The sequence below is a fragment of the Flavobacterium sp. ABG genome, from assembly GCF_001027725.1.
Taxonomy (GTDB): domain Bacteria; phylum Bacteroidota; class Bacteroidia; order Flavobacteriales; family Flavobacteriaceae; genus Flavobacterium; species Flavobacterium cupriresistens.
Map to the genome: position 1 here is coordinate 107,033 of NZ_LEKS01000008.1, position 26,438 is coordinate 133,470.

Below are 26,438 nucleotides of genomic sequence, written 5' to 3' on the forward strand. Positions count from 1 at the left end.
GATTAGCATTTTTAAAGAGATATTTTATAAGTGATAAAGGTTTCTTAAATTGATTTGGAAACATTTTTGCTTGTAGTAAATTAGTAAGGCAATAACCTTAAAACAGTTGAATCATGAAAATAAAAATCATTTTTGCCACAGTATTGCTGGGTTTTGCAATATCGGCTAACGCGCAAAAGAGAATCAAAATTATCGAGCTTCCCGAAGCATCACAAGATTTTCTAAAAAAACATTTTAGTTACACCACTGTTGAAGTAGTCAAAAAAGACGCGGAACACGGTGAAAAAGGATATGAAGTCATACTGAAAGACGGAACCGAAGTTGAGTTCTGGAAAGACGGTTCCTATCGAGAGGTAGACGGAGGTAAGAAGCCAATTCCGACTGCATTTATCCCGGCAGCTGTTAAAGACTATGTCGCAAAAAACTATCCGAACGAAAAAATAACCCACATTGATTACGGTCACAAAGACCTCGATGTAGATTTAACGAACAAAATTGATCTTGAATTTACTAAAGAGGGCAAACTTCTAAAAGGAAAAAAAGAGTAAATTAAACCGTGGAGTGCGGTTCAGGGAAATTGCAATTTTTTCAGATCGTTTGATGGGGCTTGTTTGTTGTGAAATGTGGAATGTAAAACATTAAACATTAAACATGAAACATGAAACGTGAAACATGAAACATGAAAAGAGGAGTAGGTAAATACTATTCCTCTTTTTTTTGCGTTAATAAAGGAGCATTTTAAAATTCATTTTGAAGTACTTTTCAAAATTGATAGAATTGACGGTTGCAACACTTCAAAGCAATTGTATTTACTCGTAATCTTAGCTTCCGGATACACAAAACCTGTATAAACATTGTACAAGTGTATAAACTTTATACACACTAAATCGTATTGAATTATCGTAAATCCCTCAGAATCCATTTTATAGGATAATGGCACATGCATTGCTAAATGTGTTACTGTGAATTCCTGTTTTCGGGAAAATTTATTTAAAAGCCATAGGATAGAAATCAATAGAAGTACAATATGAAGAGTGAAACAATTATTTCAGAACAATTTTATACTACAAGCGACAATACAAACAATAACGAACATTCTGTAAGCAGTTCCATTTTTCGTTTTAAGAGTAAAACAGCAACCAATAACAGTGAAGAAAAGGCAAGTCCATTAGGTTTAATAGTCCTTGCAAGTACTTTTATACTGATGTTAACGGGCGCTTTTATGGTGCATCAATTTCAAACCGATTTTGATCAGTTTCAAATTGACCGAATAAATTCCAGTTGGGGATTTTCTTTTTTAATTTTAGCGATTGCTTTATTTGTCTTTCAAAGCGGTGTTTTTGCTTATAATTTATTTCTTTACCTGCGCTACAAACCAATCGAGTCCGTTTCGGATGATTTATTGCCAACCTGTACCGTTATCGTTCCTGCGTATAATGAAGGAAAATTGGTTTGGGATACTTTATTGAGTTTAGCCGAAAGCGATTTTCCGGAGCAAAAACTACAAATACTTGCTATTGATGATGGGAGTAAAGATGATACCTGGTACTGGATGCAACAAGCAAAAATAAAGTTAGGAGATCGTTTGACCATTTTTCAACAACCTGAAAATGCCGGAAAACGACATGCCCTTCACCGTGGATTTGAACTTGGTACAGGAGAAATTTTTGTAACGGTAGATAGTGATTCGATTGTAAAAAAGGATACTTTGAGAAATTTAGTGAGTCCTTTTATAGTTGACGAAAAATGTGGTGCAGTCGCCGGGAATGTTCTTGTTTTGAACAATAAAAAAGCATTGCTTCCTAAAATGTTAAACGTAAGTTTTGTAATGAGTTTTGAATTTATGCGTTCTGCTGAAAGTAGTCTGGGATCGGTGCTTTGTACTCCGGGTGCAGCAGCGGCATACCGCAGAGATGCTGTTTTGGAATGTCTTCCGGAATGGATCAATCAAACTTTTATGGGACAACCTTCTGATATTGGAGAAGATCGTGCGATGACCAATATGATTCTAAAACAAGGACTTCATGTGTTGTTTCAGCGAAATGCTTTGGTTTTAACAAATGTACCGGAAGAATATACCGGTTTATATAAAATGTTTATCAGATGGAGCAGGAGTAATGTGCGTGAGAATCTTATGATGGCACAATATGTTTTTAAAGATTTTAGAAAAGGATCTAAGTTTGGTACAAGACTTTTATTTGTGAACCAATCTTTGCAAATCATTTTAGCATATCCGTTTCTGATTTTTATGCTGTTTTTTATACTGACACATCCGTTGTTATTTTTAAGCTCGACTTTGTTGAGTATCTTGATAGTGTCTACTTTTCCGGTTTTATTTTACGCCAAAAGATACAATTTTGCTGATTCACTATGGGCTTATTCCTATAGTATATTCTACACCTTTAGTTTGTTCTGGATAACGCCTTATGCAATTGTTACAGCAAATAAAAGAGGATGGTTAACCCGTGGACTGTCGGATAAAAATTAAAAGTGAAAATTGAAGAATAAAAAGTGAAAATTGTAATTTTGAATTGATTGAGATTAATTTGTTTGAAAAGCTCCTGTTCGACTGAACAGGAGCTTTCTTGTTTTATAACTTATTTATATGGCGAACCTCTAAAAAGCTAAATTCTAATTAATTCAAGTTGCTGGCTAATTGTTTTTTTTTAATTTAAATAGCCTCCAGCTTTAGCTGGAGGTAAATGATTGAGAGCGTACAATTGGCTTTAGCCGAAAAAAGCACGGCATATTTGGCCAATATCGTTTAATTTTTAATCTTAACTATATTCCTCCAGCTAAAGCACAATATTATCAAACTAAGACATTTTTTCACGCAGATTCTGCTGATTCTGCAGATTTTTTTGTTTCATTCTGCTGAAATCTGCGTGAGACTTTTTTAGACAATCTTATAACTTGTTTTATTTTAGTGATAAGAGAACTGGCAACTTGAATTAATTAATGACCTTTTTAGAATAAACAGTACCATTTGTATCTTTTAGTTTAATAATATACATCTGGTGATTGTTTAATACTGGTAAATCATAGTGGGCTGAATTGATTTTATCGAAATGAAATAAAACTTTACCGGTAATATCATAGACATAGATTTCCTGTAATAGTATCTTATTAGCTTCAACCCTGAAAGAACCGTTGTTTTTATAGATAACATAAGACGGTAGCTCACTTTCGAAATTTTCAACACCCAATGTTCCACTTTTGATTATTATACCATAGTCTTCAACATCAAAAACATTTGATGAACTTGGATAACAGCCAGAGTCTGATATAGCTGTATCAGAGTAAGGGTCTAAATCAGCAGAAGCAGATCTGTAAACGATACGCATCGTTAAAATTTTATTACTTACAACTTGATTAGGAATTACAATATTGTGTGATAAAACAGTACGTAGTGTTTGGGTTTGGTCTCTCATTTGTTTACCGGCAAAGATGACTTCACTTTTATTAAAAACCCCGTCATTATTATAGTCAATCCAAGCTTTAACATAACTATTACGACTTGTTATAGTAGAGATAGAGGTTTGTAATTGGTAACTTTTAGAGGTTTGAACTTCGGTAATTTTTGAACATTTAAAATCAGAGTATTGTTCATTTAAACTTACAGAAGTTGTGTTTTGTATGGTGTTAAATTCTACTTTACTTAATGCAGCTCCAAAGTTCCCGCTTTGGTACGTTCCAAATTTACAAGACGGAGTAGTTCCGGTCTCGCCTATAGTAATAAGCTTTGATTTTGTTTTTGTAACAGTTCCTGCTGAAGTGGTAATGGCTAATGTTACATCATAAGTTCCGCCTTGTGTCAAAGCAAAACTTGGATTCTGCACAGTAGAGTTTAATGTTGTAGTGCCATTGGTAACAGTCCAAAGAAAACTAATACCAGGATATTGGCTATTTGGTAAAAGGCTGTTAGGAATACACGTTGAGGCATCTCTTAGTGTAACGCTATTATTAGAAGGGCAGATTATAGTTTTATCTGCAACAAAATCAACTTCTGCTTGTTGTACCGGTACTAAAGATAAATTTCCGTTTTGAGCCAATAAACCTTTTCGGGTTGTTTCTAATGTAGCGATCATTCTGTCGATTTGGTCTTGTGTAAACATGAATTTACAAGAGTTCGGAGAATACGACATTATATTATTCATAAAGTATTTATTACTTTTTAACGATAATCCAGTTCTCGAATCAACATAATTTAGAGCACATGCATTAATGTCTTCGTCTTTGTTTTTATCACAATCCTGATTTGTTTCGAGATGTGGCGGGGTATCTTCACAAAGATCTCCTGAAGCAGGGTCTAATGACGGACATGTAGTATCGGAACTTCCCTCAAAAGTATGACGTAGGCCTAATCCATGTCCTATTTCGTGTGCAATTGTTTTGTTATTGAGATCATAGGCAAGCGTTGCGTTAATAAAAGCCCCGTCTGTGCTTGTTCCGGGATAATAAGCATAACCGTTAAGTCCTGGAACTTTTGCCAAATAGACATTATAATATTTTTTTGGATCCCACTGCATGGCCGCTCTAATTTGAGAATCAGGCACTCCGGTCTTATCATTTATTCCGCCGCTAACGTAAGTAGCGTTGTTTGAATAATCATATCTTTCAATACCGTTAGTACAATTTCCATTTGGATCACGTACTGCCAAAACAAATTCGATTTTAGAATCTAAACCATAACGCTTATCAAAATTTACATCACCATTTAAATAGCGATAGTACAGATTTAATCTTTTTACATAGTTTAGGACCACCTCTTCAGATAAATTTAATCCTGTTCCTAAAGCTTCACCTGTATGTATAATATGTATCACAATTGGAATTTGATAAAGAACAGTCGCGTTGTTTTTTGAGGTTTTTGAAAACTCGTCGCGTTCTTTTATCTTTTGCTGTAATTGCATTTCCTGCATTTTAAGAACAGCAGGATCAATTTTATTTAATTCAATCTTAAAGCCGCATTTGTTATCAATATCCTGCGCCAGAATTTTTAAAGAGAACAGTAAAAAGAGAATAAAGTAGTTTTTTTTCATAATAAAAGTGGGGTTAGTCGAATAGAGAATTATTTGGAAAAATAAGTCAAGTATTCATTAAAGTCAGCAAAAATGTAAATTATTTTGATAGGAAGCATCATAAATTAGTAATAATTCTTATAATACTAAGATAGTTGTCAAAAAAAAGCATAACAGAAGTTATGCTTAAAACTAATAAAAAACTAAAAATTCATGAAACCTCTTTCTTTGTATTGGCACAAATATAAGATGGGCAGTTTGAAAGAGTTTGTATTGATTCATATATGATTTATATGAGTTTATATTTGTAAATAATGTTTATATTCATGTTGCTAAAAGTATGAATATTCTTGTTTTTGTCTGAGTGATAATTCTAAGATTATTGGATATACGAACATAAGTTGTCTTGAAGATTTCGAAATTCTCGATGCGCATAATTATTAAGCATGAGATAAATAGTACTACGCGCTCCCTTTCTGAGTATTTGTTTTGAAGGGAAAATGGAATGAATGTAACGACTCTTTTACCTTTAACATTAGAATCTCTAATGTAATTCTAATGATTTTCTAATCTGCTTATTTAGATTAAGTAAAAATAGATTGCTAGTTTTGCCTTCCTATTTTAAGAAATTCAAAAAAAATGCGTTTACTATTGCTCATGTTCTTGCTGGTTAATTTTTCGGCCTGGTCTCAAAACGGAAATGTTGGTGGAAAAGTTACTTTTAATGACAAGGAACATGCCTTTGGAGCAACAGTAATGGTCATGGGGACTCAAAAATACGTGGTGGTAGACAATGACGGCCGATTTGAAATTAAGGGACTTCCTTATGGAGTCTATACTTTAGAGGTTTCTTCTGCAGAAGCTCAAACAAAAACAGTTGATATTGTTTTAGACCGTCCTTCTTTGACGGTTGCCATAACAATAGAAAAGAAAGGGGCACAAGGTTTAAAAGAAGTTGTTATTCAAAAAACATCGGTTAAAAAAGAGATTATCAACAAGGGCTTTTCTGTAAACGTAATTGAAACGGAAGAAGCAGCCAAAAGAAATCTTCAAACAAACGATTTATTAGACCGATCCGTAGGGGTTAGAATTCGACAAAACGGGGGACTGGGTTCCAGAGTGGATTACAACCTAAATGGAATGTCAGGAAATGCAGTACGCGTATTTATTGACGGAATTTCGATTTCTACTTATGGCCCATCCTTCAGTTTAAATAGTATCCCACCGGCGCTAATAGAGCGTATCGAAGTGTACAAAGGCGTTATTCCCGCACACCTGGCTGATGATGCATTAGGTGGAGCCATCAATGTTATTCTTAAAAACGGAGCTAAAAATACTTTAAACGCTTCTGTTTCATACGGTTCATTCAATACTTTTCAAGCCAATCTAAATGCAAGTTATCGTGCTAAGTCCGGTTTTACGGTAAAAGCATCGGGATTTTCAAATTACTCCGACAACGATTATGAAGTATGGGGAAGATTTGTTTACAATATAAATCCTGGTGGGCAACGTATTCCAACGAGAGTTAAACGTTTTGAGAGTATGTACCGCTCTTATGGCGGAAGGATAGAGGCTGGTTTTACAAAAGTTAAATGGGCTGATGCTTTTTTGATCGGATACAATGGTTCAGCAGATTACAATCAAATCCAACACGGTCAATATATGACCAAACCCTATAAAGGTCGTTTTACGGAATCTGAGGCTCATGTGCTTAGTTTGAATTATGCCAAAAAGGACTTTTTGGTAAAAGGGCTTGAATTTACTCTGAACGCGGTTTATAGCCAGAGAAATGAGATCGTAAATGATACCGTTAAATGGGTTTATAATTGGGATGGTAAGAAGTCAATTGGTATACATGGAGTGCCACTTTTGACACCTTTAGGTGCTCAACAAGGCGCGGCAACACTAATTACAATTAAAAATAACATACTAAATACAAGAGCGGCATTAAATTACAGCTTGAATGAAAATCACAAAATAACAATTGGTAGCATGTTTTATGATTCAGATCGAAGTGATTTAGATATAATGAAACCCGAATTGCAAAGAACTTATGAACCTAAGAGTGATTATCAAAAAAGCATTACCTCGTTGGGTTATGAAATGAGTGCTTTTGAGAATCGTTTGAAAACAAATCTTTTCGGTAAGTTTTATGAGCAAAAGTACGTATACAGAAACTGGAGCTTGGTACAAAATGTTATAACGGAAAAGATAACCAAAAACACCACCTCGGTTTATGGTTATGGATTTGCAGGATCTTATTATGTGACACCAAAAGTGATGGTTTCGGCCTCTGCAGAAAGAGCATACCGATTACCGTCTGATGACGAAATATTTGGTAGACCCGGACAAAATATTTTACCTAACCTTGCTTTAGGACCAGAGTTAAGTAATAACCTGAATGTAGGATTAAGATTTGGTCCTTATAAATACAACGCGCATAAAATCTCTTGGGGTGGATCTTATTTTTGGAGGAATTCCGAAGATAAAATTGCTCAAAGAATAAGTGACAGAGTAAATGAAGCAATCGAGGCATCGCCTTATGTGAATGTGGGAAGAGCGCAGTCAGTTGGTTTTGAAGCCTCAGCCGAGTATGTTTACGATAACAGATTGTTTGTGTCTTTGAACATGTCAAAATTCAATTCTTTATATAAAACGAAGTATGATAGTAATGGTAATCTCGTTCCATGGTATAACCGGCAGTTGCCAAACGAGCCCTTTTTTACAGTGAATGGAAGTGTTCAATACAATTTTAAAAATATTATACAGAGTGAATCAGAGTTTAATCTGTATTACAATTTTGGTTATGTAGCTCCTTTTTATACGTCATGGCAGAAAGAACTGGATTTTGCTCCGGCACAGTTTCCGCAGGATTTGGGAGCCAGTTATACGTTTCCAAATAAAAAATTTGTAGTGAGCTTGGATGCCAGAAATATTTTTAACGAACAGATATATGATAATTTTGGTGCTCAAAAACCCGGAAGAGCCTTTTATGTGAAGTTGAACTATACGATCAGTAAATTTTAATAATTAAATTTTTAATACAATAAATATGAAAAAGAGTACCTTTAAATTACTTGCATGTGGTTTGGTTCTAACCACATTTGGATTGGCAACTAGCTGCAGTAGTGACGATAAAAAAGAAGAGGTTATTGTTGCTCCGCCAGCAGCAGATAGTCGTTGGATCACTCTTGCAGGAGCTTTAATGCAAGATCAGCCAGGGGATGGAAATGGTGGAACCAAAGTGTTTTCGATTAGTAAAGAAAATGCAAAAGATCCTGCTTTCTCTGTTAATGTTTTTGACGACGGAGCTCCGGTACAATCAAGCAGAACGGCACGTTTACAATCTTCTGTAGATGGTAGTACACTTTTTAATATTACCTATACAGGAGCAAATGGAGGTGAATTTATGACTTATACTGTAGGTGGTGGAAAAAACTTTATTCAATCAGGAACTACTGTAAATATTTCACAATATGCAGGGACATCACCTAGATGGAACAAACTTTTTGACGGAGATAAAACAGGTGTAGCAGTAAACATAACAACTCCGGTTGTAGTTACAAATGAAGATAAAAGCTACAAACACACTAGAGGTGGAGCTACCGTATTGTCTTTAGATTTAAAAGGGATAGCAATTTCTGCTGCTCAACAATACCAAATTCCATTGTCAGATGCAGAAGAAGCTTTAGGGCACTATATTTTTCGTTTAGACGCTCCAACTCTTAATAAAGCAGGAGATAAATTGATTATTGGTACCTGGATGGCTAAGACTAACCCAGCTACAGGACAGCAAGATAAAGAATTTACTCGTATTGGCTCTAAATCTGTCGTAGTAGATTATCCTTCATTAAAAAATCCTCAGATTATTACTTCTACAGTAGCTTTTGGAGATACAAGTGGTTTTAGAAGTTTTAACAGTTTTCTTGCAACTGACGGAAACATTTATCAGGCAACTCAGAGAGATTTAATTAAAGGTTCTTATATCTTAAAAATCAATCAAAACAATCAATACGATAACACTTATGACTTTAGTTTAGATACTGCTTTAGGAGTAAAAGGTTCTTATGTGGAAGCTTGGAGATATGTTGGTAATGGTATTGCGTATGCAGTATACAGAGTTGGAGCTAGCAAGCAAAGTTTTGTAGCCAGAATTGATCTTACTGCAAAAACAGCTAAATTAGTAGAGGGTATTCCATATGATGCAGATTTAAGTTTTGAGCAGTATCAAGGTTTTGTGGTAGATAAAAATGAACTTTTTATTGCAGTTACTCCTGTTGGTAAAGATGGTAATATCTATATTTTGGATGGTAAAACCGGAGCCGTTACAAAAGGTGCTAAATTAATTAATAAAACTGGAAATCGCTATATTGGAGTGTTCTAGGATTTTTGTTGAAAAATTAGAACAGAATCATTAATTCTTATTTTGAAATATTCTAAATAAGAACTAACTTTCCGCCTCGAATTCACGGGGCGGATTGTTTCGTTTCATACACTACCATTTGTTATTATTTAAATTATGAAAAAAATACTTTTTACTGCCATAATCGCAGCGACATTGCAGGTTAACGCTCAGGAAAATAAACTTTTAGATGCAAATTTCTGGAAAGCTGCTCCAAATTTAGCGACTTTAAAAGCTGAAATAGAAAAAGGAAATAATCCTGCAGAATTAAATGCAAATGCCTTCGATCCGGTTGTTTTGGCTATTAATAATAGTGCACCTCTTGAGGATATAAAATATTTGTTAGAGCTCCCAGGTAATGCAACTAATAAAATGACACACGATAATCGTATTTATTTGCATTGGGCGGCTTACAAAGGAAACACAGAACTGGTACAACATCTTATTGCCAAAGGTTCTGATATTAATCTGGAAGACAGCCATGGCACAACACCAATTGCATTTGCTGCTTCGGCAGGGGTAAATAATCCAACGACATATGATGCTTTTTTTAAGGCAGGAATTGATCCTAAGAAAAAATACAGTGAGGGAGCAACCCTTTTATTACTTGCGATTCCCGGAGATAAAGATTTAACCATTACAGATTATTTAGTATCAAAAGGACTGTCTCTTAAAGAAGTTGATGGTCATGGAAATACTGCTTTTGACTATGCAGCAAGATCAGGGAATATTGATTTATTGAAAAAATTAGCTTCCAAAGGGGTAAAATATACAGATAATGCTTTAATAACAGCAGCTCAGGGAATGCGAAGAAGCTCAAATTCTATCGAGGTGTTTAAATACTTGGTAGATGATTTAAAATTAAAACCAACTGCAACTGCTTCAAATGGACAAACGGTACTTCATATTTTAGCTTACAAAGAAAAACAAGCTGAGATTGTAAAATATTTTATAGACAAAGGAGTAGACGTAAACAAAGCCGATAAAGAAGGAAATACCGCTTTAATCATTGCAGCAGCAGGAAAAGATGTTGAGCTAATACAAACATTGTTGCCAAAAGTAAAAAATATCAATGCAGTAAATACTAAAGGAGAGTCTGCGTTAACTGCGGCCGTAAAAGGAAGTTCTTCAGAAGTGATCTCGTTGCTTTTAAGCAAAGGAGCCGACATTAATGTTAAGGACACTGCAGGAAACAATTTGGCATTCTATCTGATTGAATCTTACAAAGGTTCAAGAGGTGGAGCACAAAAAGACGATTTTGATGAGAAATTGAATTTATTAAAGAGTAAAGGAATTAACTTTGCAGCGCAACAAAAAGACGGAAGCACCCTGTATTATACTGCTGCCGCTAAAAACAATATCGCTTTGTTGAAAAAACTGGACGGATTAAACATTGATGTCAATGCTAAAAATAAAGAAGGTTTAACAGCATTACACAAAGCAGCTATGATTGCAAAAGATGATAGTGTTTTGAAGTATTTGTTGTCGATCGGGGCTAAAAAAGAGATTAAGACTGAATTTGACGAAACAGCTTATAATCTGGCACAAGAGAATGAATTGTTAACAAAGAATAATATAGCAATTGACTTTTTAAAATAGTAAATAAATATAAATGAAATCAGTATCTAAAATCTGCCTGATGGCAGTACTTGTATCCCTATTTTCTTTTCAGGCTTCGGCACAAACCACCAAATACAAATGTCTTTTGCAAATGTCAAATTATGTAGGTGAAGGAGCTTATGTAGCTGTATCGCTTATTAATGCTAAAGGAGAATATGAAAAAACCCTGTATGTAATGGGTGATGATAAAAAATGGTATACAAGTTTAAAAGAATGGCATAAATTCAGTTCTAAAAAGGCAGATGTAAGCGCAAAAACAGGTGCTTCTGTTACCGGAGGAGACCGCAGTGTGACGATGTTTGAAATCGAAACCGCTAAAATAGACAAAGGGTATAAAATACGTTTTGAATCAGCAGTTGAAGATCAAAAATATCACGTGACTGACGCAGAAATACCTTTAACAACAGCTGGTATTACTGAAAAAGTGGAAGGTAAAGGCTACATTAGATATGTAAAACTTAGCAATATATAAGGCATATGACATTATCCGTTTGGAGATATGCTCATTTAACTTTGGCGGTATTTTCTTCACTCTTTCTTGTTTTGGCATCGCTTACCGGAGTGGTACTTGCTGTCGACGCAATAGGGGAGAAAATACCGCCTTATCGTGTAGCTAATTTTGAGAATTTGTCAGTAGCGGAGGTTCTCCCTGCGTTGACTAAAAATTATCTGGAAGTTAGTGAAATCAGCGTAGATCACAATCAATTTGCAACATTAAAAGGTCTTGATGAAGACGGAAACGATGTTGATGCATACATTAATCCTGTTACCGGCAAAGTGGTAGGGAAAAACCAAAAGAAAAGCGATTTTATACAATGGGTTACTTCACTTCACCGTTCTCTTTTTTTACATGAAGCCGGAAGACTTTTTGTGGGCGTTAATTCTTTTTTACTTTTTCTGATTGCTATTTCGGGTTCCATATTAGTGATACAGAGACAAAAAGGATTACGACGTTTTTTCTCTAAAATTATTAAAGACAGTTTTGTACAATATTACCACGTTATCTTAGGAAGACTAATGTTAATTCCTATTTTGATCATGGCACTTTCGGGGACGTATCTTTCGATGCAAAGATTTAAACTTTTCCCTGAAAACAAAAACGATCAGAAAGAAGTACAAGTTGAAAATAAGGCCCTTAAACAGCAGAGCATTGCCGATTTTGAAATTTTCAAAAAGACTAAACTTGCTGAAGTTCAAAAAATAGAATTTCCTTTTGATACAGAAGATCCCGAAGAAGTTTATGTACTGAAATTAACAGACCGTGAAATACAGGTAAACCAGTTTACAGGGCAAATTAGTAGTGTAGTACACTATCCAACTACAGTTTTGCTCGAAAACCTGAGCCTTGATCTCCATACTGGAAGAGCAAGTGCCATTTGGGCAATCGTTTTGGCAATAGCAGCACTAAACATCCTGTTTTTTATGTATTCCGGATTTGCAATGACTTTACGTCGTAGAGAAACCCGAATTAAAAACAAACACAAAGCAAAAGACAGTCAATTTATTTTATTGGCAGGCTCAGAAAACGGAAGTACATTACGTTTTGCCAATGCCGTTCATATGCAATTAATGACGAATGGTTTCTCTTCTTATTTGGGAGGTTTAAATGAATATGCTCAATTTTCAAAAGCAGAACATATTATTATTTTTACTTCTACACACGGATTAGGCGATGCACCTTCAAATGGGACCAAATTTTTGTCCTTGGTAGAACAATACCCACAAGAACAAAAAGTTAATGTTTCTGTAATCGGATTTGGTTCAAAATCATATCCTGATTTCTGCGGTTTTGCTAGAAAAACGGATGAAATTTTGACCGCTCAAACCTGGAGCAACCGCTTTTTGGATTTGCATACGATCGATGATAAATCCCCCGTACAATTTGCGGACTGGGTTAAAAAATGGAATACAAAATCTGAAATTACTTTAGCTACAACACCAGCAACGTATGCTCAAAAGCCAAAAGGTTTAGAGAAAATGATTGTGTTTGAAAAAACGACAATTTCAGAAACCGATCATACCTTTATGTTGACCTTGCGTGCCGGAATGAGAACAAAATTTACTTCAGGAGATTTGCTCGCTGTTTATCCTGCTGGAGATGGCAGAGATCGTTTGTATTCGATTGGAAAAAGTAATGGCAATATAAGTTTGGTGGTAAAATTACATCCACACGGATTAGGATCAGGATATTTGTACAATCTTCAGCCGGGTTCGGTTATCAAAGCTCGCGTGATGAAAAACGAAGCCTTCCATTTTCCAAAGAAAGCTACTGCTGTGGCTATGATTTCAAACGGAACCGGAATTGCCCCATTTCTGGGAATGATAGAACAAAATAAGAGCAAGGTAGCCTGTCATTTGTATACAGGTTTTAGGAATGAAACTGAAACCGTTACCAAACACAAACAGTTTGCAGAAAACCAGATTCAGAAGCAACAGTTAAAAGATTTTCATATTGCATTTTCACGCGAACAGAATCAATGTTATGTAATGGATCTAATACAAAAAGAGGCCGAGTTCTTTGCTACTTTATTGCAACAAGATGGAGTTGTTATGATTTGCGGTTCACTGGTAATGCAACAAGATGTTGAAAAAGTGCTGGATGCCATTTGCATAGAGAAAAACGGAAATAACCTTGCCTACTACAAAACAAATAAGCAAGTGCTGGCAGATTGTTATTAACCGGAACTCGTTTAATATTTAAATTATTGTTTGTTAGTATTTAATATCCGTTGGGTGCAATTAATTGTAACACATAGAGACATAATTAACAAAGCTTAGAAAGACGTTTTACTTTAAATAAATCGCATGACACTATGTGAAAAAAGTGTGATTTTCTTAAAATTTCTCGAATTATAATTTCCAAATCTATGTTTCTATGTGTTAAAAAAAAATCAGTAACTTAATAATTCAACTCAGGTTATAAGGTTATAAAATATGATTATGAAATTTAAAAATACAATTCTAACTTTCTTATTCCTGTACAGTTTCTGCTGTACAGGACAAGGAGTGATGAGAAAAAGAACCACCTTATTAATGGGAAGTCGTTTTGATATTACCATCGTAGCACAGGATTCTTTGACCGCCGAAATCCGAATAAACGAAACCATTGCAGAAATTACACGCATAGAAAATCTTATTTCAGATTGGAAATCAGATTCTCAAGTTTCCGAAGTCAATCAAAATGCCGGTATTCGTGCCGTAAAAGTGGACAAGGAAGTGTTTGATCTTACCAAACGCGCCATCGCAATTTCAAAAATGACAAACGGTGCTTTTGACATTAGTTTTGCCGCAATGGAAAAAGTTTGGAAATTTGACGGTTCAATGACCGAAATCCCAACTCCTGAACAAATTAAAAAGTCAGTAGAAAAGGTAGGGTATAAAAACATAGTTTTGGACAGTATTCAATCGACTATTTTCCTCCAATTGCCTGGAATGAAAATCGGTTTTGGATCAATCGGAAAAGGCTACGCAGCCGACAAAGCCCGTGAAGTTATGGAAGCCAAAGGCATAAAAGCCGGAATTGTAAATGCATCCGGTGATTTGACAACCTGGGGAAAACAACCCAACGGAAAAGAATGGACGATTGGGATTACAAACCCTTTTGATACCGAGAAGTTTGTTAAAATAGTTCCGTTAAAAAGAGAAGCCGTTACCACATCCGGCGACTATGAAAAGTTTGTAGAATTAAACGGTAAACGTTATTCACACATTATAAATCCCATGACCGGTTATCCCGCTACAGGATTGGTGAGTGTTACCGTTTTTGGTCCCAGCGCAGAAATGGCAAATGGATTTAGTACTTCCTTAATTGTTCTAGGAAAAGAAGCAGGTCTTCAATTAATCAATCAGTACCCGGAGTATAGTTGTATGATGATTACAGACAAAGGGAAGATTTTCAAATCAAAGAAGTTTAAGCGTTAAAAGGCTTTTGAACCGAGAGAACAATGCAGGTTTATCAATATAATAAGTAAATTTTGTCATTTCGAAGAATGAGAAATCACACAAGAGAAGTCACATAGAAAGTCGCTAATCTTTGTCGAGTTACTAGTGTGATTTCTCATTCTTCGAAATGACAATAAAAGAAAAAAATGGGGTATTAATGACCTCATTTTTTTTTAGTTAAGTAAGTTGATCCAGCCTTTTTTATATTTCGCTAACTTAGTGTAAGTGTTTGATTTTTTTATTTAACGTAGATTACAAAGTTCTCTGCGTAGACTCCCTTTCAATAATGTAAGTAGGCAATACAACTGTCTGATGCACTACCGGAAGATGTTCTTTGAGTTGTGTGATTTCATCAATTAGTATTGCGGCGGCACGATATCCGATATCATAGCCGGGTTGGTCGATAGTAGTTAGTTTAGGCGAAATTACCGTACTCATGAACCAATTGCTGAATCCAAAAACAGCGACTTGCTCCGGGGTTTTTATTTTGTTGTCGTTGAAATATTTAATAATTCCAATAGCAACCAAATCTGTGATGGCAAAAACGGCATCTACATCATCGTGATCTTCTATTAACTTTTTGGCATTTTCATAACCGTCTTCAAAATCTGTATTGTGATCGCAAACATATACCAAAGAAGGATCGTATACTATATTGTGGTCTTCCAGTGCCTTTTTGTATCCTAGAAAGCGATCGATGGAATTCTGAGGAACATAAGAACCGCGAAAATGAGCGATCTTTTTATATCCTTTTTCTATCAAATAAGTTACAGCATCATATGCGGCCTTCATGTCATTAATTACAACCTTTGAACAATCAACCCTTTTAGCAATTTTATCAAATAAAACCACAGGAGTCTTTTTTCGAATTGCTTCATTGATATGCGAAAAATCATCCGTTTCGTTTGAAAGAGACATCAGAATACCATCTACTCTTTTTTGAAGCAATAAGGCGACTTGCTTTTTCTCCAACTCATATTTTTCACTTGACTGCAGAATAATAACCATGTAGCCTCTTTCCTCTGCTTCTTCTAAAATTCCGTTTAGAACGCTCGAAAAAAAGTGATGCACGGTTGCAGGAACGATGACTCCGATAGTTTTGGTTTCATTAGTCCTGAGGTTTACAGCAACAGAGTTAGGCATATAGTTCATCTTATCAGCCATCTCAATCACTTTTGCGCGAGTACTTTGGCTAATGTCTGTATAACCTTTTAGGGCTTTCGAAACGGTGGTGACAGAAATTCCTAATGCCGAAGCAATATCAATTAATTTTGTATCATTCATGAACTAAATATACTAAAAAATCTTAACCGCAAGATCTGGAGAGATTTTTTAATTCTTTATAATAGTGTAAGTCAGTAAAGACAGTGAGATATAATGGTACTAAGTTTTTTATGCACGCAGATTTTGCAGATTAGGCCGATTTTCTCCACTCTCCAGAATAATTGCGATCGTTTGATTTGTTCGTTTTAACAAGAGAACAATCCAAATAAAACCAATACACCCCAAATAAATCCGCTCAATCTGCAAAATCTGCGTGAAAAATTTTCGGCAAAACATAAGGAGACAATTTAACGCCTCTTGCCTATAAACGCTTTAGAGCTTAACAGTTAGAAAAAACAACACAAAAGTTAAACTAAGTTTTTTGTGCACGCAGATTTTGCAGATTGAGCTGATTTTTCCCCGATTCTGCTAAATAATTATAATCGTTTGATTTTTAGGTTTTACAAGAGAACAATCCAAATAAATTCAAAGCACCCAAATAAATCCGCTCAATCTGCAAAATCTGCGTGAAAAATTTTCGGCAAGACATAAAAACATAGAATAACAGGCTCTAGCGTAGCCCCTTGTGAACTTAGCGGTTAAAAAAAACTAACTTTATACTTAAATAAAATAAAATCGAAAACGTTTTAGGTGTTTTCGAAAACGTTTTCGATTTTATTTTCATAGTCAGGGTATAATTAGTTGTATAAGTTTACAGTAACAATCATAAGATTTACTAACCAAACCAATACCAAATGAAACCAATTAATACGTATCTAGGCAGACTATTTTTAATGTTGTGCCTAATTTCTGTTCCCAACCATTTGTTGGCACAGGAGAAGAATACTGTTTCCGGAAAAGTATTCGACGAAACCGGACAAACTATTCCGGGAGCAAATGTATCCTTAAAAGGAAGCGATCAAAATGTGATCACAGATGTAAACGGAAGTTATTTATTTTCGAATGTGGCTGCCGGCACTTATACCATTTCAGCAACAAATGTGGGGTATAAAAGCTTCGAGAAAAAAATTACTGTAAAAGAAGGAGAGTCAGTAAAGGAAGACCTGTTTTTAGAAACGGAATCACAGAGCCTGAAAGAAGTAGTGGTTACGGGATCATCCAGTCCACGATCTAAATTAGAATCGAGTGTGGCAATTACAACGATGGGAGCAAAGGCTATTGAAGACCGAGCCCCAATAAGTACTGCAGCTTTACTTCAAACCATTCCGGGATTCGTAGTAGAAGCCTCGGGAGGAGAAATTGGAAACAACCTTTTTGCAAGAGGGATTCCATCAGCAGGAGCTTATGAATATGTACAAATTCAGGAAGACGGATTACCGGTTTTTGAAGACGGAGCGTTGCAGTTTGCCAATGCCGATACTTTTTACAGGTTAGACGAAACCGTAAGCAAAATGGAAGCAGTACGTGGAGGATCAGCCTCGATATTTGCGAACAATGCTCCGGGTGGAATTATCAATTTTATCTCAAAAACAGGGCAAAATGAGTTTCAGGGAAGAGCTAAATTTTCGACCTCGGATTATGGGATGTTCAGAACGGACCTTAATTTATCAGGTGCTTTAATTCAGGATAAATTATTTTTTAATGTCGGCGGTTTTTATAGAGCTGATAATGGAGTAAGAAATACAGGTTTCACTGCTAATAAAGGAGGTCAGATCAAAGGAAATTTAACCTATAAATTTGATGATGGAGATTATTTAAGAGTTAATTTCAAACATCTTAATGACAGAAATACGTTTTATCTGCCAATACCCTTAAAAAGTAATAACGGAAAAATTGAAGGCATAGACGGTTTCAATCCAAATTATGGAACGCTGACTTCTGCAAATTTCAGTCATTTGAATGTTCCGCAATACGGTGGTGGCACTTTTACTGCCGATTTAGAAGATGGTTCTCATCCAGTTATCAACTCAATCGGAGCGGAGTTTAAAAAGAAAATATCGGATAAAGTAACATTCAAAAATGCATTCAAACAAACAGCAATCGATTTGAATTACAATGCAATTTTTCCTAACGGAGGTCCGTGGACGCAAGATTTTTATGCGACCGATATTCAAAAAACCACTGCCGGTAATTTAGCTTATACTTATGTAGATAATGGGGCTGCTGTTGATCCAAATGCACTAATTATGAGAGCAGATCATTGGTCCATTCAGAAAAAAATGAACAATTTTGCGAATAATTTCTCTTTCTCATTTGATTTAGACCCTGTGAAATTGACCGCAGGATACTATTATTCAAATTGGAAATCGAATCAATACTGGAACTGGAATTCGTATCTGGTAAATGTTTCAGACAATCCAAGACTTTTAAATGTAAAAGACAATACAACCGGAGTAGACCACACCTGGAATGGAGTAGAAAGAATCACTTGGCTAGAAAGAGATGCGCAAACCAAAGGTGTTTTAAATGACATATATGCCGACGCAGAAATTAAAGCCACTGATAATCTTACTTTTAATGCCGGTTTGCGCTACAATAAAGACAAATATTCAGGTTATAGAGACAATGCCCGATTCTTTGCCGAAAACTTAGGAGTTTTAGACAACAATACCGCCGATGATGCCGTGACAACCGTAAAAGGAAATCCGTATACCTATTGGAGATATGATGTGAGCGAATGGTCTTATACTGCTGCCGGAAATTATAAATTCAATGATAATATGGCTTCTTATATTCGTTATAGCCACGGTTTCAGATCTCCAATTGAAGAATCGTTTTATGACAACGCTGCTGATTTAAGCAAGCTGGAAAACACAAAAGTGAATCAATTAGAACTTGGTTACAAATATTCCGGTTCGTTTTTCACGGTGAATGCCAATGTATTCCATATGAATTTGAAAAATGTCGCTTTTACCGATATTTTATCTGACGGAAGTTCTGAAAACAAGTTTGCTGACGTGAACAACATTGGACTTGAAGTAGAAACCAATGCCAGATACGAGATGGTAAAACTGAATTTTACATTCACCGTTCAAAAACCGGAATACGATAAGTTTACCGGTACAAATGCGGACGGTTCTACCTTTGATTTTAATGGAAATACAGCCCGAAGAATCCCTAAATTCTTCTGTAATCTAAGACCGGAAGTAGATATCACAAAAGATTTTACAGCTTATGTACAACTCTCTTATTACGATAAAAAATTCACCAATCAGGATAATAAGCAGGTTTTACCAGCCTATAAAGAAGTTGGGGCAGGTTTAAATTATACGTACAACAACCTTCGTTTTGCGGTTGATGCATCGAATTTATTCAATGAAATAGGTTTAACAGAAGGCGATCCGAGACAAACTACATCAGCAGCAAGCGATGTGTTTATGGCAAGACCAATTTTGGGACGCGCTTTTAGATTCTCAGTAGCCGTTAATTTTTAATTAGTTGTTAGTTTAGATGGATGGTGACCAAATGCTGTTGTGAAAAACGGCATTTGGTATTTTTGTAACTTTAGAGAAAGAACCTTATTGAGATATCTTTCGTTAGATTATAAAACTCTGTTGCGGTAAAATAAAAATAGTTTTTTGCCACAGATTAACACAGAGTAATTTATACAAAGAAAAAAATCCTTTTAATCTGTGTAATCAGTGGCAAGAAAAAAATTTTCATGGCAATTGGTGAAATTGCTTCGCCTGTTCGCTATCGCTCGAGTCATGGCAAAATATGCATGATCATAAAAGAACAAGAACCGCTTAATTACAAGTGTTTTATTATACGAAAATATAGAACTATAGAAACCAAAAACAAGCATATTCAAATTAATGTACTGGTTTAAAATAAAAAGAAATCCACGAATGAAAAACCTGGGAATTAAAATATCACTTTATCTGAACTACTTTGTCTTTGCTATTTTATTGAATAGCGTAGGGATTGTAATTCTCAAATCACAAAAAAATTACGGAGTAGACGAAGTACAGGCCAGTATTCTGGAAGCCTTTAAGGATATGCCTATTGCTATTGTCTCTTTTTTTATAGCCTCATTTTTGCCTCGGATCGGTTACAAAAAAGCAATGCTGACGGGTTTGGCATTGGTAACTTTAGCTTGTATTTCAATGTATTTTGGAAATTCGTTTGATAACGCCAAAATATTATTTGCAACGGTAGGTGTCTCTTTTGCATTGATAAAAGTATCGGTGTATTCGTTAATTGGTACCGTTACCGAAAGTCAGAAGGAACATAATGCCTTAATGAGCAGTATTGAAGGTGTTTTTATGATCGGAATTGCGTTGGCTTATTTTTTGTTCCCGGCTTTTAATGACGAAAGTAATCCGGATTCCTGGTTAAATGTCTATTGGTTTCTGGCCGGATTATCATTGCTTTCTTTTTTGTTTCTGTTTTTTACCAAATTTGAAGAAACTAAGGTAACTGCGGGAGCAAATTTTACAGATGATTTTCTACAAATGTTTAAATTGATCGCAAAAACACTTACAGTCATTTTTGTAATCAGCGTTTTTCTATTTGTAATGATCGAGCAGGGAATACTTTCCTGGCTGCCAACCTTTAATACCAAAGTACTTCATTTACCCGAAAACATCAGCATAATGATGGCCAGTATTCTGGCGATATCATTGGCGATCGGGAGACTTGTTGCCGGAATCGTTACCAAAAAGATTAATTGGATTTGGGTACTAAGTTTTTGCGTGGTAGCAGCCATGTTGATTGTCTATTTTGTGCTGCCAAATGTGGTTGGACTTGAAGTAAAAAATATTAATTCACTTTCAGATATTCCGCTTATTGGATTTGCTTTTCCGCTTATCGGGTTGTTTATAGCGCCTATTTATCCTTTACTGAATTCAATTGTACTCAGTTCATTACCCAAAAATCTGCAAAGTTCAATGACAGGATTAATTGTTATTTTTTCTGCCCTTGGAGGTACATTAGGTTCGCGTATAACAGGTTGGTTATTTAAAAATGAAGGTCCGGAGAAAGCCTTTTATTTCACGTTGATACCAATGTTTTTACTATTGATCTCCTTTTTTATTCTCAAAAAAATTACTTCGAAAAATGAAATTTAAATTACATATCAATCAGACGCTTAGTCAATTATTGGCTCAGGAAGACACTGATGGCGACAAGAAGATAACCATTGATGATAAGGGACCAAAAAGCTTTTCATTACAAGATGATAAAGGAAATTCGATTGCCATTAAAGGAACGTATCAGCTTTCGAATTTGTTGCAGGAATTGGCATTGTCCAAAAAGACGAATGTTGAATTTGCCGAAATCAACTTAGCCGACATTACAGAAGATCCGGTAAAAAGAATCTCCCGAAAAATTAAGGATTTATATTGGAACGGGCTTACCAGAACGATCGATGCTGCAGGAGTAAAAAAGATTTTGGAGGATGATAAAATAGAAAATGCGATTTCGTATTTATATGTACCGGCCGGAGACACAACAGCTTTTACTTATTTCAAAAATTTAGAAGCAGCAAATCCTACTTTAAAAGTGGTTCAGTTGCCTGAGTTTATTTCACCCGAATATGTTTTATCATTGAATAAAAAACCCGGTATTTTAGCCTTAGCGCTGCAAACTAAGAACGGCACAACCGATGGAGTCCCTTTTGTAGTTCCCGGTGGAAGGTTTAATGAAATGTACGGTTGGGACAGTTATTTTATTGCCATGGGGCTTCTGATTGATGACAAAATTGATTTGGCACTTGGCATGGCCGAAAACTTCAAATACCAGATTGATCATTATGGGAAAATCTTAAACGCCAATCGCAGTTATTATTTAACCCGAACTCAGCCGCCTTTATATACCTCATTGATTGTTGACATTATCCAAAAGTCTAATCCCGAGATTTCATGGGTTGAAAGGCACTTAAAAACAGCCATAAAAGAATATCAAACGGTTTGGATGGAACAGGGGAAAAGGCTTACTCCAAATGGATTAAACCGTTACAAAGCAGAAGGAATTGGACTTCCGTTTGAGGTCGAGGAAGGGCATTTTGATGATATATTAGAAAAGTACGCTCCAAAATACAATCTTTCGACCAGAGCATTTGAGAAAAAATACCTGGAAAGAGAAATTTTAGACGCCGATCTGGACCATTATTTCACCCATGACAGAAGCATGCGTGAAAGCGGTCACGACACCACAAATCGATTGGTTGGGATTTGCGCCGATTTAAATACGGTAGCTATAAACAGTCTTCTCTATAAATATGAAACTGATATTGCCTTTTTGATTGAAGCTGTTTTTAAAGATGATTTCCAGTACAACGAAAACACCCGTTATTCCAGTGATTATTGGAGAAAAAAAGCAGCACAAAGAAAAGAAAAGATCAACGAATTGTGTTGGAATGAAGCTAATGGTCTTTATCTTGACTATAATTTCGAGTTAAAAGAGCAACATTATTTTGAAGCTGCAACAACTTTTTATCCCTTGTGGGCCAAAATCTGTACGCAGGAACAAGCCGCCACGTTGGTTCAAAAGACATTGTCTAAATTTAAAATGAAGGGCGGAATTGCCGGAAGTACAAAATCATCTATTGCTGCGGTAACTGAAAATGATCCTACAAGGCAATGGGATTATCCTTTTGGTTGGGCTCCGCATCAAATATTATTATGGAAAGGGTTATTGAATTACAATTTTCAGGAAGAAACACAAGAGATGGTCTATCGCTGGTTGTGGCTGATCACGCGAAATGCGGTTGATTACAATGGAACAATTCCCGAAAAATTTGATTTGTCTATAAGTTCCCATAAAATTTTTGCGGAGTACGGAAATGTGGGAACAGAATTTAATTACATCACCGAAGAAGGATTTGGCTGGATGAATGCCTCTTACCAATTTGGACTGACACTTTTAAAACCACATTTAAAAGAGAAATTATCCGATTTAGTGGATCCTGATTTGTTATTTTAAAATATAAACCTAACAGGTTTTTAAAACCTGTTAGGTTGGTTTTTAATTTTCAAGACAAACCAATTGATTTGGAGAAACGCCATACTTCTTTTTGAAAACAAAAGAAAAATGAGAGAGATCCTCAAAACCTACTTCAAGATAAATTTCAGTTGGCTTTTTCTTTTTCTGAATGAGATAATAATGAGCCAGTTCCAATCTTTTTTCAGTTAACCACTTTTGAGGGGTGGTATTAAAATGTTTTTTAAAATCTCTGTTAAAGGTAGACAAACTGCGCCCCGTAAGATAGCCCAATTTTTCCATGGGCATATTAAACATAAAATTGCGTTCCATAAAACGGATTAAATCAATTTTGCCGGGTTGGTCAAAATTAGCTAAGACACGATCAATATTTTTATCGATTGTTCTTAGTATGCTGATTGCTTCCGTTATTTTGAGAGAGGCGAGGTCTTCGGGAAAATCGCCTTCCAAATCAAAGTAAGGAATCACAGAAGCCATACAACTTTCTAACAGTGGATGATTGTTAAAATGATAGATTTTATTTTCAAAAGGAAGGTTGGAATTAATATCGATTTTCTGATAGAATTTCTTAAGCCTTTCAACCGATAAATGCATGACCACGGTTTTATGCGGAAGGCCATTTTTAGGACAATTGATAATTGTGGCCAACTGATTTCTCGGAATCAGAAAGATATCACCCGTCTTAAAAATAGAGGTCGTATCGGCCTGTATGATTTTTGTTTCACCTGAAATAAACCAGATCAACATATGATCTTCAAAAATCAAATCGGATTTAAAAAGTTTGTCCTCATAACAGGAAAGCTTAATGTCCATGGTTAAATATTTAGAGATATGTTCCATCGCAATAGGATAATACAAAATGATTTAGATTGATCTAAGGTACTATAAAATAGGCTTGGAAGAGGTTTTTTGTTTCAAGTTTCATGTTTCAAGTTAGATGGGTGACGGTCTTACTATACACTTTAGACCCAAGCCGAGAATGCAACCTGAAACCTGAAACCTGAAACCTGAAACTTGAAACTTGAAACCTGAAACTTGAAGATTCCAAAACCCCCTCACAACATTACAAGACCTGAAACACCACCCCCGTCATTTGTTCACTTAAATCCCAGAGTCTTTTTGCGTTGATTTCGTCAAGCGAATAGGGTTGTACACCGCGTATTGTCAATGGTTCGTCAAAACGATGTTCTATTTGACCTAAATCTAATTCGGCAATATTGGCATCTTCGCAATATACACCTCCAATATGGTCTAGTAATGAACTTGTTGCACACCAAATGGTGGTTGCCGCACCTTGAGGAATTGTTTTAAGTTTGGCTGCTACTTCCGGTTTTATTGCGCCCGTAGTATCGTGAGTGCCCAATTGTTTGAATAATTCTATTGGTTCCTCGCGACCTAAATCAGTACCCAAAACACTTCCGGGATGTAAAGAATAAGCTCTGACTTTGAAATCTTTACCACGATTGTCTAATTCAAGCGCAAATAAATTGCTGGCGGTTTTAGATTGTCCATAACCCTGTAAAGTCTCATAATCACGATAAAGAAAATTGGGATCCTCAAAGTTAAATGGTGCCATCTGATGACCGTAAGAGGATACATTTAAAACTCTTGCTCCGTTGGCTTTTTTAAGGCTGGGCCACAATCTTGCCGTAAGTTGAAATTGCCCCAGATAATTAGTTGCTAATTGTGATTCATGACCAAGATTATTTCTGCGTAGCGGAACCCACATGATTCCGGCATTATTGATTAACAAATGAAGCGGTCTTTTTGAAGCGATAAATAGCTCGGAAAAAGCATCAACAGATTCAGGATCCATTAAATCCATGCTTTCAATTTCTACGTTAGCAATGTTTTGAAGATTTTTTATGGCTTTGTTCAGATCCCTTGCTGGTACAATCACAGTCGCACCCGCTGCAGAAAGAATTTTGGTGGTTTCTAATCCTATTCCGGTATGACCGCCTGTTACAATCGCAATTTTGCCTGTAAGATCAATTCCCTTAATTACTTCGCTTGCCGTTGATGCAGCATTAAAACCTGAACCAATAGGCTGTTGTAATGCGCCCTGATAATTATTGTTTTCCATTTTTTTTAATGTTAATGTTATGGGACAAAATTAGAAGGATAAGAGAATGGCTATTTTGTTTAAAATGTCAATTTACTTTGTTGTGAATGTCAATTTGTAACCAATAAAGGTTGTTGAATAACTGTAGATTTTTAAAAAACAAGATTTCTTTGTCGATTATTTTGTAGCTTACACATTCTATAACGAATAAGAATCTCTTTTTAAAAATATGAATCCATTAATAGAAAAACTAAAGACCTATGGCGATTTAACCGTCGAAGCAGAACGAGAGCTTGCCGGGAAAATCAATTATTTCAGCAAAAAGAAAAATGATTTTCTATTAAAACAAGGACAAATAATGGCCAGTCTTTTTATGCTTGAAAAAGGTCTGGTAAGAGCCTATTTTATTAAAAATGATAAAGAAGTCAATTCCTGGTTTGGTGTTGAGAATGTAATAATAGGTTCAATTCTTCCTTTGTATGCGGGAAAACCGTCTTTCGAAAATATCCAATTTTTAGAAGACTCTGTGGTGTATTCTATTGCGATCAATGACTTGAATGAACTTTATAAAACCTATCCGGAACTCAACACTATTGGAAGAAAACTGGCAGAAGAACTTTGTATTATTCTGGAGGAAAGAATCAATTCATTGCATACAGAAGCTGCTGAAGAACGCTACCTGTCCCTAATTGCGGAGTTTCCCGACCTTTTGCAAAGAATAAATTTAGGGCACATAGCTTCTTATGTTGGAGTCACTCAGGAAACGTTAAGCAGAATCAGAAAGAGATAGATGATTTTGATGTACATCAAAAAAGCGTTTTGAATTGTTCGCTTTCTTTGTACTTTAAAATCAAAAAAAATGAAATACGTATTCTTGGGCTTAGCCATTATATTAGAAATTGTGGGTTCCAGCTTTCTGAAAAAATCAGAAGGATTTACAAAACTGGTACCAAGTATTGTAACAGTTGTGGCTTTTGTAACTTGTTTTTACTTTTTTTCGCACGCTTTAAAATCGATTCCACTTGGGTTTGCCTATGCGATCTGGGCAGGTTTTGGGATTGTGTTGACGGCTATTATTTCGGTAATTCTTTTTAAGCAAAGTCTGGATCTACCGGCAATTATAGGTATACTACTTATTGTTTCGGGAGTGGTTATAATGAATGTATTTTCGAAATCGGCCACACATTAATTGAAATACTTGTGAAAAAGATATAGTCTTTGTTTG

Annotated in this window: 17 protein-coding genes; 13 read left to right on the forward strand and 4 right to left on the reverse strand. The window is 35.5% G+C overall.

Features of this window, described 5'->3' with window-relative positions; all coding sequences use genetic code 11:
* The first annotated feature begins 113 nt into the window (after positions 1-113).
* Together AB674_RS10820 and AB674_RS10825 are read left to right on the forward strand one after the other, a co-directional pair.
* Complete coding sequence (locus AB674_RS10820; RefSeq protein ID WP_047776486.1) at positions 114-548, forward strand: PepSY-like domain-containing protein; 435 nt, start codon at positions 114-116, stop codon at positions 546-548.
* Between the two features lie 479 nt (positions 549-1,027).
* Positions 1,028-2,488: a glycosyltransferase family 2 protein gene (locus AB674_RS10825; protein ID WP_047776487.1), complete on the forward strand. Its 1,461-nt coding sequence runs from the start codon at positions 1,028-1,030 to the stop codon at positions 2,486-2,488.
* 463 nt (positions 2,489-2,951) lie between these two features.
* Here the strand turns inward: AB674_RS10825 and AB674_RS10830 are convergent, their stop codons facing one another.
* Positions 2,952-5,042 carry a M43 family zinc metalloprotease gene (locus AB674_RS10830; RefSeq protein ID WP_047776488.1) on the reverse strand — a complete coding sequence of 697 codons (2,091 nt, stop codon included), beginning with the start codon at positions 5,040-5,042 and terminating at the stop codon, positions 2,952-2,954.
* A gap of 618 nt (positions 5,043-5,660) precedes the next feature.
* On the opposite strand from AB674_RS10830, the gene AB674_RS10835 reads away from it, so the two are divergent.
* The 6 genes from AB674_RS10835 to AB674_RS10860 all read left to right on the forward strand — a co-directional run bounded on the left by AB674_RS10835 (position 5,661) and on the right by AB674_RS10860 (position 14,964).
* Positions 5,661-8,048, forward strand: coding sequence for a TonB-dependent receptor (locus AB674_RS10835; protein WP_047776489.1), 2,388 nt, complete (start codon positions 5,661-5,663; stop codon positions 8,046-8,048).
* 25 nt (positions 8,049-8,073) lie between these two features.
* Positions 8,074-9,405: a hypothetical protein gene (locus AB674_RS10840; RefSeq protein WP_047776490.1), complete on the forward strand. Its 1,332-nt coding sequence runs from the start codon at positions 8,074-8,076 to the stop codon at positions 9,403-9,405.
* 135 nt (positions 9,406-9,540) lie between these two features.
* Positions 9,541-11,022: an ankyrin repeat domain-containing protein gene (locus AB674_RS10845; protein WP_047776492.1), complete on the forward strand. Its 1,482-nt coding sequence runs from the start codon at positions 9,541-9,543 to the stop codon at positions 11,020-11,022.
* 13 nt (positions 11,023-11,035) lie between these two features.
* The gene (locus AB674_RS10850; RefSeq protein ID WP_047776494.1) at positions 11,036-11,515 is read left to right on the forward strand and encodes a DUF2271 domain-containing protein; all 480 of its coding nucleotides are present in this window, start codon (positions 11,036-11,038) and stop codon (positions 11,513-11,515) included.
* Between the two features lie 5 nt (positions 11,516-11,520).
* Positions 11,521-13,722, forward strand: a complete 2,202-nt coding sequence (locus AB674_RS10855) for a PepSY domain-containing protein (RefSeq protein ID WP_047776496.1) — start codon at positions 11,521-11,523, stop codon at positions 13,720-13,722.
* Positions 13,723-13,977: 255 nt separating this feature from the next.
* Positions 13,978-14,964: an FAD:protein FMN transferase gene (locus tag AB674_RS10860; RefSeq protein ID WP_410471210.1), complete on the forward strand. Its 987-nt coding sequence runs from the start codon at positions 13,978-13,980 to the stop codon at positions 14,962-14,964.
* A 273-nt stretch (positions 14,965-15,237) separates the two neighbouring features.
* Here the strand turns inward: AB674_RS10860 and AB674_RS10865 are convergent, their stop codons facing one another.
* Positions 15,238-16,269, reverse strand: a complete 1,032-nt coding sequence (locus tag AB674_RS10865) for a LacI family DNA-binding transcriptional regulator (protein ID WP_047776499.1) — start codon at positions 16,267-16,269, stop codon at positions 15,238-15,240.
* 734 nt (positions 16,270-17,003) lie between these two features.
* On the opposite strand from AB674_RS10865, the gene AB674_RS10870 reads away from it, so the two are divergent.
* The 3 genes from AB674_RS10870 (at position 17,004) to AB674_RS10880 (ending at position 23,133) form a co-directional block, all read left to right on the forward strand.
* The gene (locus AB674_RS10870) at positions 17,004-19,643 is read left to right on the forward strand and encodes a TonB-dependent receptor (RefSeq protein ID WP_047776501.1); all 2,640 of its coding nucleotides are present in this window, start codon (positions 17,004-17,006) and stop codon (positions 19,641-19,643) included.
* A gap of 414 nt (positions 19,644-20,057) precedes the next feature.
* Positions 20,058-21,278, forward strand: coding sequence for an MFS transporter (locus tag AB674_RS10875; RefSeq protein WP_047776503.1), 1,221 nt, complete (start codon positions 20,058-20,060; stop codon positions 21,276-21,278).
* Positions 21,268-23,133: an alpha,alpha-trehalase gene (locus AB674_RS10880; RefSeq protein WP_047776505.1), complete on the forward strand. Its 1,866-nt coding sequence runs from the start codon at positions 21,268-21,270 to the stop codon at positions 23,131-23,133. The genes AB674_RS10875 and AB674_RS10880 overlap by 11 nt, the downstream gene beginning before the upstream one ends.
* A gap of 42 nt (positions 23,134-23,175) precedes the next feature.
* Here the strand turns inward: AB674_RS10880 and AB674_RS10885 are convergent, their stop codons facing one another.
* Both AB674_RS10885 and AB674_RS10890 read right to left on the reverse strand, forming a co-directional pair.
* Entirely contained in the window at positions 23,176-23,991 is an 816-nt protein-coding gene (locus AB674_RS10885; protein WP_047776506.1) for a helix-turn-helix domain-containing protein, read from the reverse strand.
* Between the two features lie 223 nt (positions 23,992-24,214).
* Entirely contained in the window at positions 24,215-25,234 is a 1,020-nt protein-coding gene (locus AB674_RS10890) for an SDR family NAD(P)-dependent oxidoreductase (RefSeq protein ID WP_047776509.1), read from the reverse strand.
* Positions 25,235-25,442: 208 nt separating this feature from the next.
* Between AB674_RS10890 and AB674_RS10895 the strand changes: the two genes are divergently transcribed.
* A complete protein-coding gene (locus tag AB674_RS10895; protein ID WP_047776511.1) occupies positions 25,443-26,003 on the forward strand; it encodes a Crp/Fnr family transcriptional regulator in 561 nt (186 codons plus the stop codon).
* A gap of 69 nt (positions 26,004-26,072) precedes the next feature.
* A complete protein-coding gene (locus AB674_RS10900; RefSeq protein ID WP_047776512.1) occupies positions 26,073-26,402 on the forward strand; it encodes a DMT family transporter in 330 nt (109 codons plus the stop codon).
* Positions 26,403-26,438: the final 36 nt, after the last annotated feature.

Excerpts from the sequence above, each read along its gene's own strand:
- AB674_RS10855 (WP_047776496.1), top strand. The coding sequence starts at position 11,521 with ATGACATTATCCGTTTGGAGATATGCTCATTTAACTTTGGCGGTATTT.
- AB674_RS10840 (WP_047776490.1), top strand. The coding sequence starts at position 8,074 with ATGAAAAAGAGTACCTTTAAATTACTTGCATGTGGTTTGGTTCTAACC.
- AB674_RS10895 (WP_047776511.1), top strand. The coding sequence starts at position 25,443 with ATGAATCCATTAATAGAAAAACTAAAGACCTATGGCGATTTAACCGTC.
- AB674_RS10825 (WP_047776487.1), top strand. The coding sequence starts at position 1,028 with ATGAAGAGTGAAACAATTATTTCAGAACAATTTTATACTACAAGCGAC.
- AB674_RS10845 (WP_047776492.1), top strand. The coding sequence starts at position 9,541 with ATGAAAAAAATACTTTTTACTGCCATAATCGCAGCGACATTGCAGGTT.
- AB674_RS10875 (WP_047776503.1), top strand. The coding sequence starts at position 20,058 with ATGAAAAACCTGGGAATTAAAATATCACTTTATCTGAACTACTTTGTC.
- AB674_RS10830 (WP_047776488.1), bottom strand. The coding sequence starts at position 5,042 with ATGAAAAAAAACTACTTTATTCTCTTTTTACTGTTCTCTTTAAAAATT.
- AB674_RS10835 (WP_047776489.1), top strand. The coding sequence starts at position 5,661 with ATGCGTTTACTATTGCTCATGTTCTTGCTGGTTAATTTTTCGGCCTGG.
- AB674_RS10885 (WP_047776506.1), bottom strand. The coding sequence starts at position 23,991 with ATGGAACATATCTCTAAATATTTAACCATGGACATTAAGCTTTCCTGT.
- AB674_RS10900 (WP_047776512.1), top strand. The coding sequence starts at position 26,073 with ATGAAATACGTATTCTTGGGCTTAGCCATTATATTAGAAATTGTGGGT.
- AB674_RS10850 (WP_047776494.1), top strand. The coding sequence starts at position 11,036 with ATGAAATCAGTATCTAAAATCTGCCTGATGGCAGTACTTGTATCCCTA.
- AB674_RS10820 (WP_047776486.1), top strand. The coding sequence starts at position 114 with ATGAAAATAAAAATCATTTTTGCCACAGTATTGCTGGGTTTTGCAATA.
- AB674_RS10890 (WP_047776509.1), bottom strand. The coding sequence starts at position 25,234 with ATGGAAAACAATAATTATCAGGGCGCATTACAACAGCCTATTGGTTCA.
- AB674_RS10865 (WP_047776499.1), bottom strand. The coding sequence starts at position 16,269 with ATGAATGATACAAAATTAATTGATATTGCTTCGGCATTAGGAATTTCT.
- AB674_RS10880 (WP_047776505.1), top strand. The coding sequence starts at position 21,268 with ATGAAATTTAAATTACATATCAATCAGACGCTTAGTCAATTATTGGCT.
- AB674_RS10870 (WP_047776501.1), top strand. The coding sequence starts at position 17,004 with ATGAAACCAATTAATACGTATCTAGGCAGACTATTTTTAATGTTGTGC.
- AB674_RS10860 (WP_410471210.1), top strand. The coding sequence starts at position 13,978 with ATGATTATGAAATTTAAAAATACAATTCTAACTTTCTTATTCCTGTAC.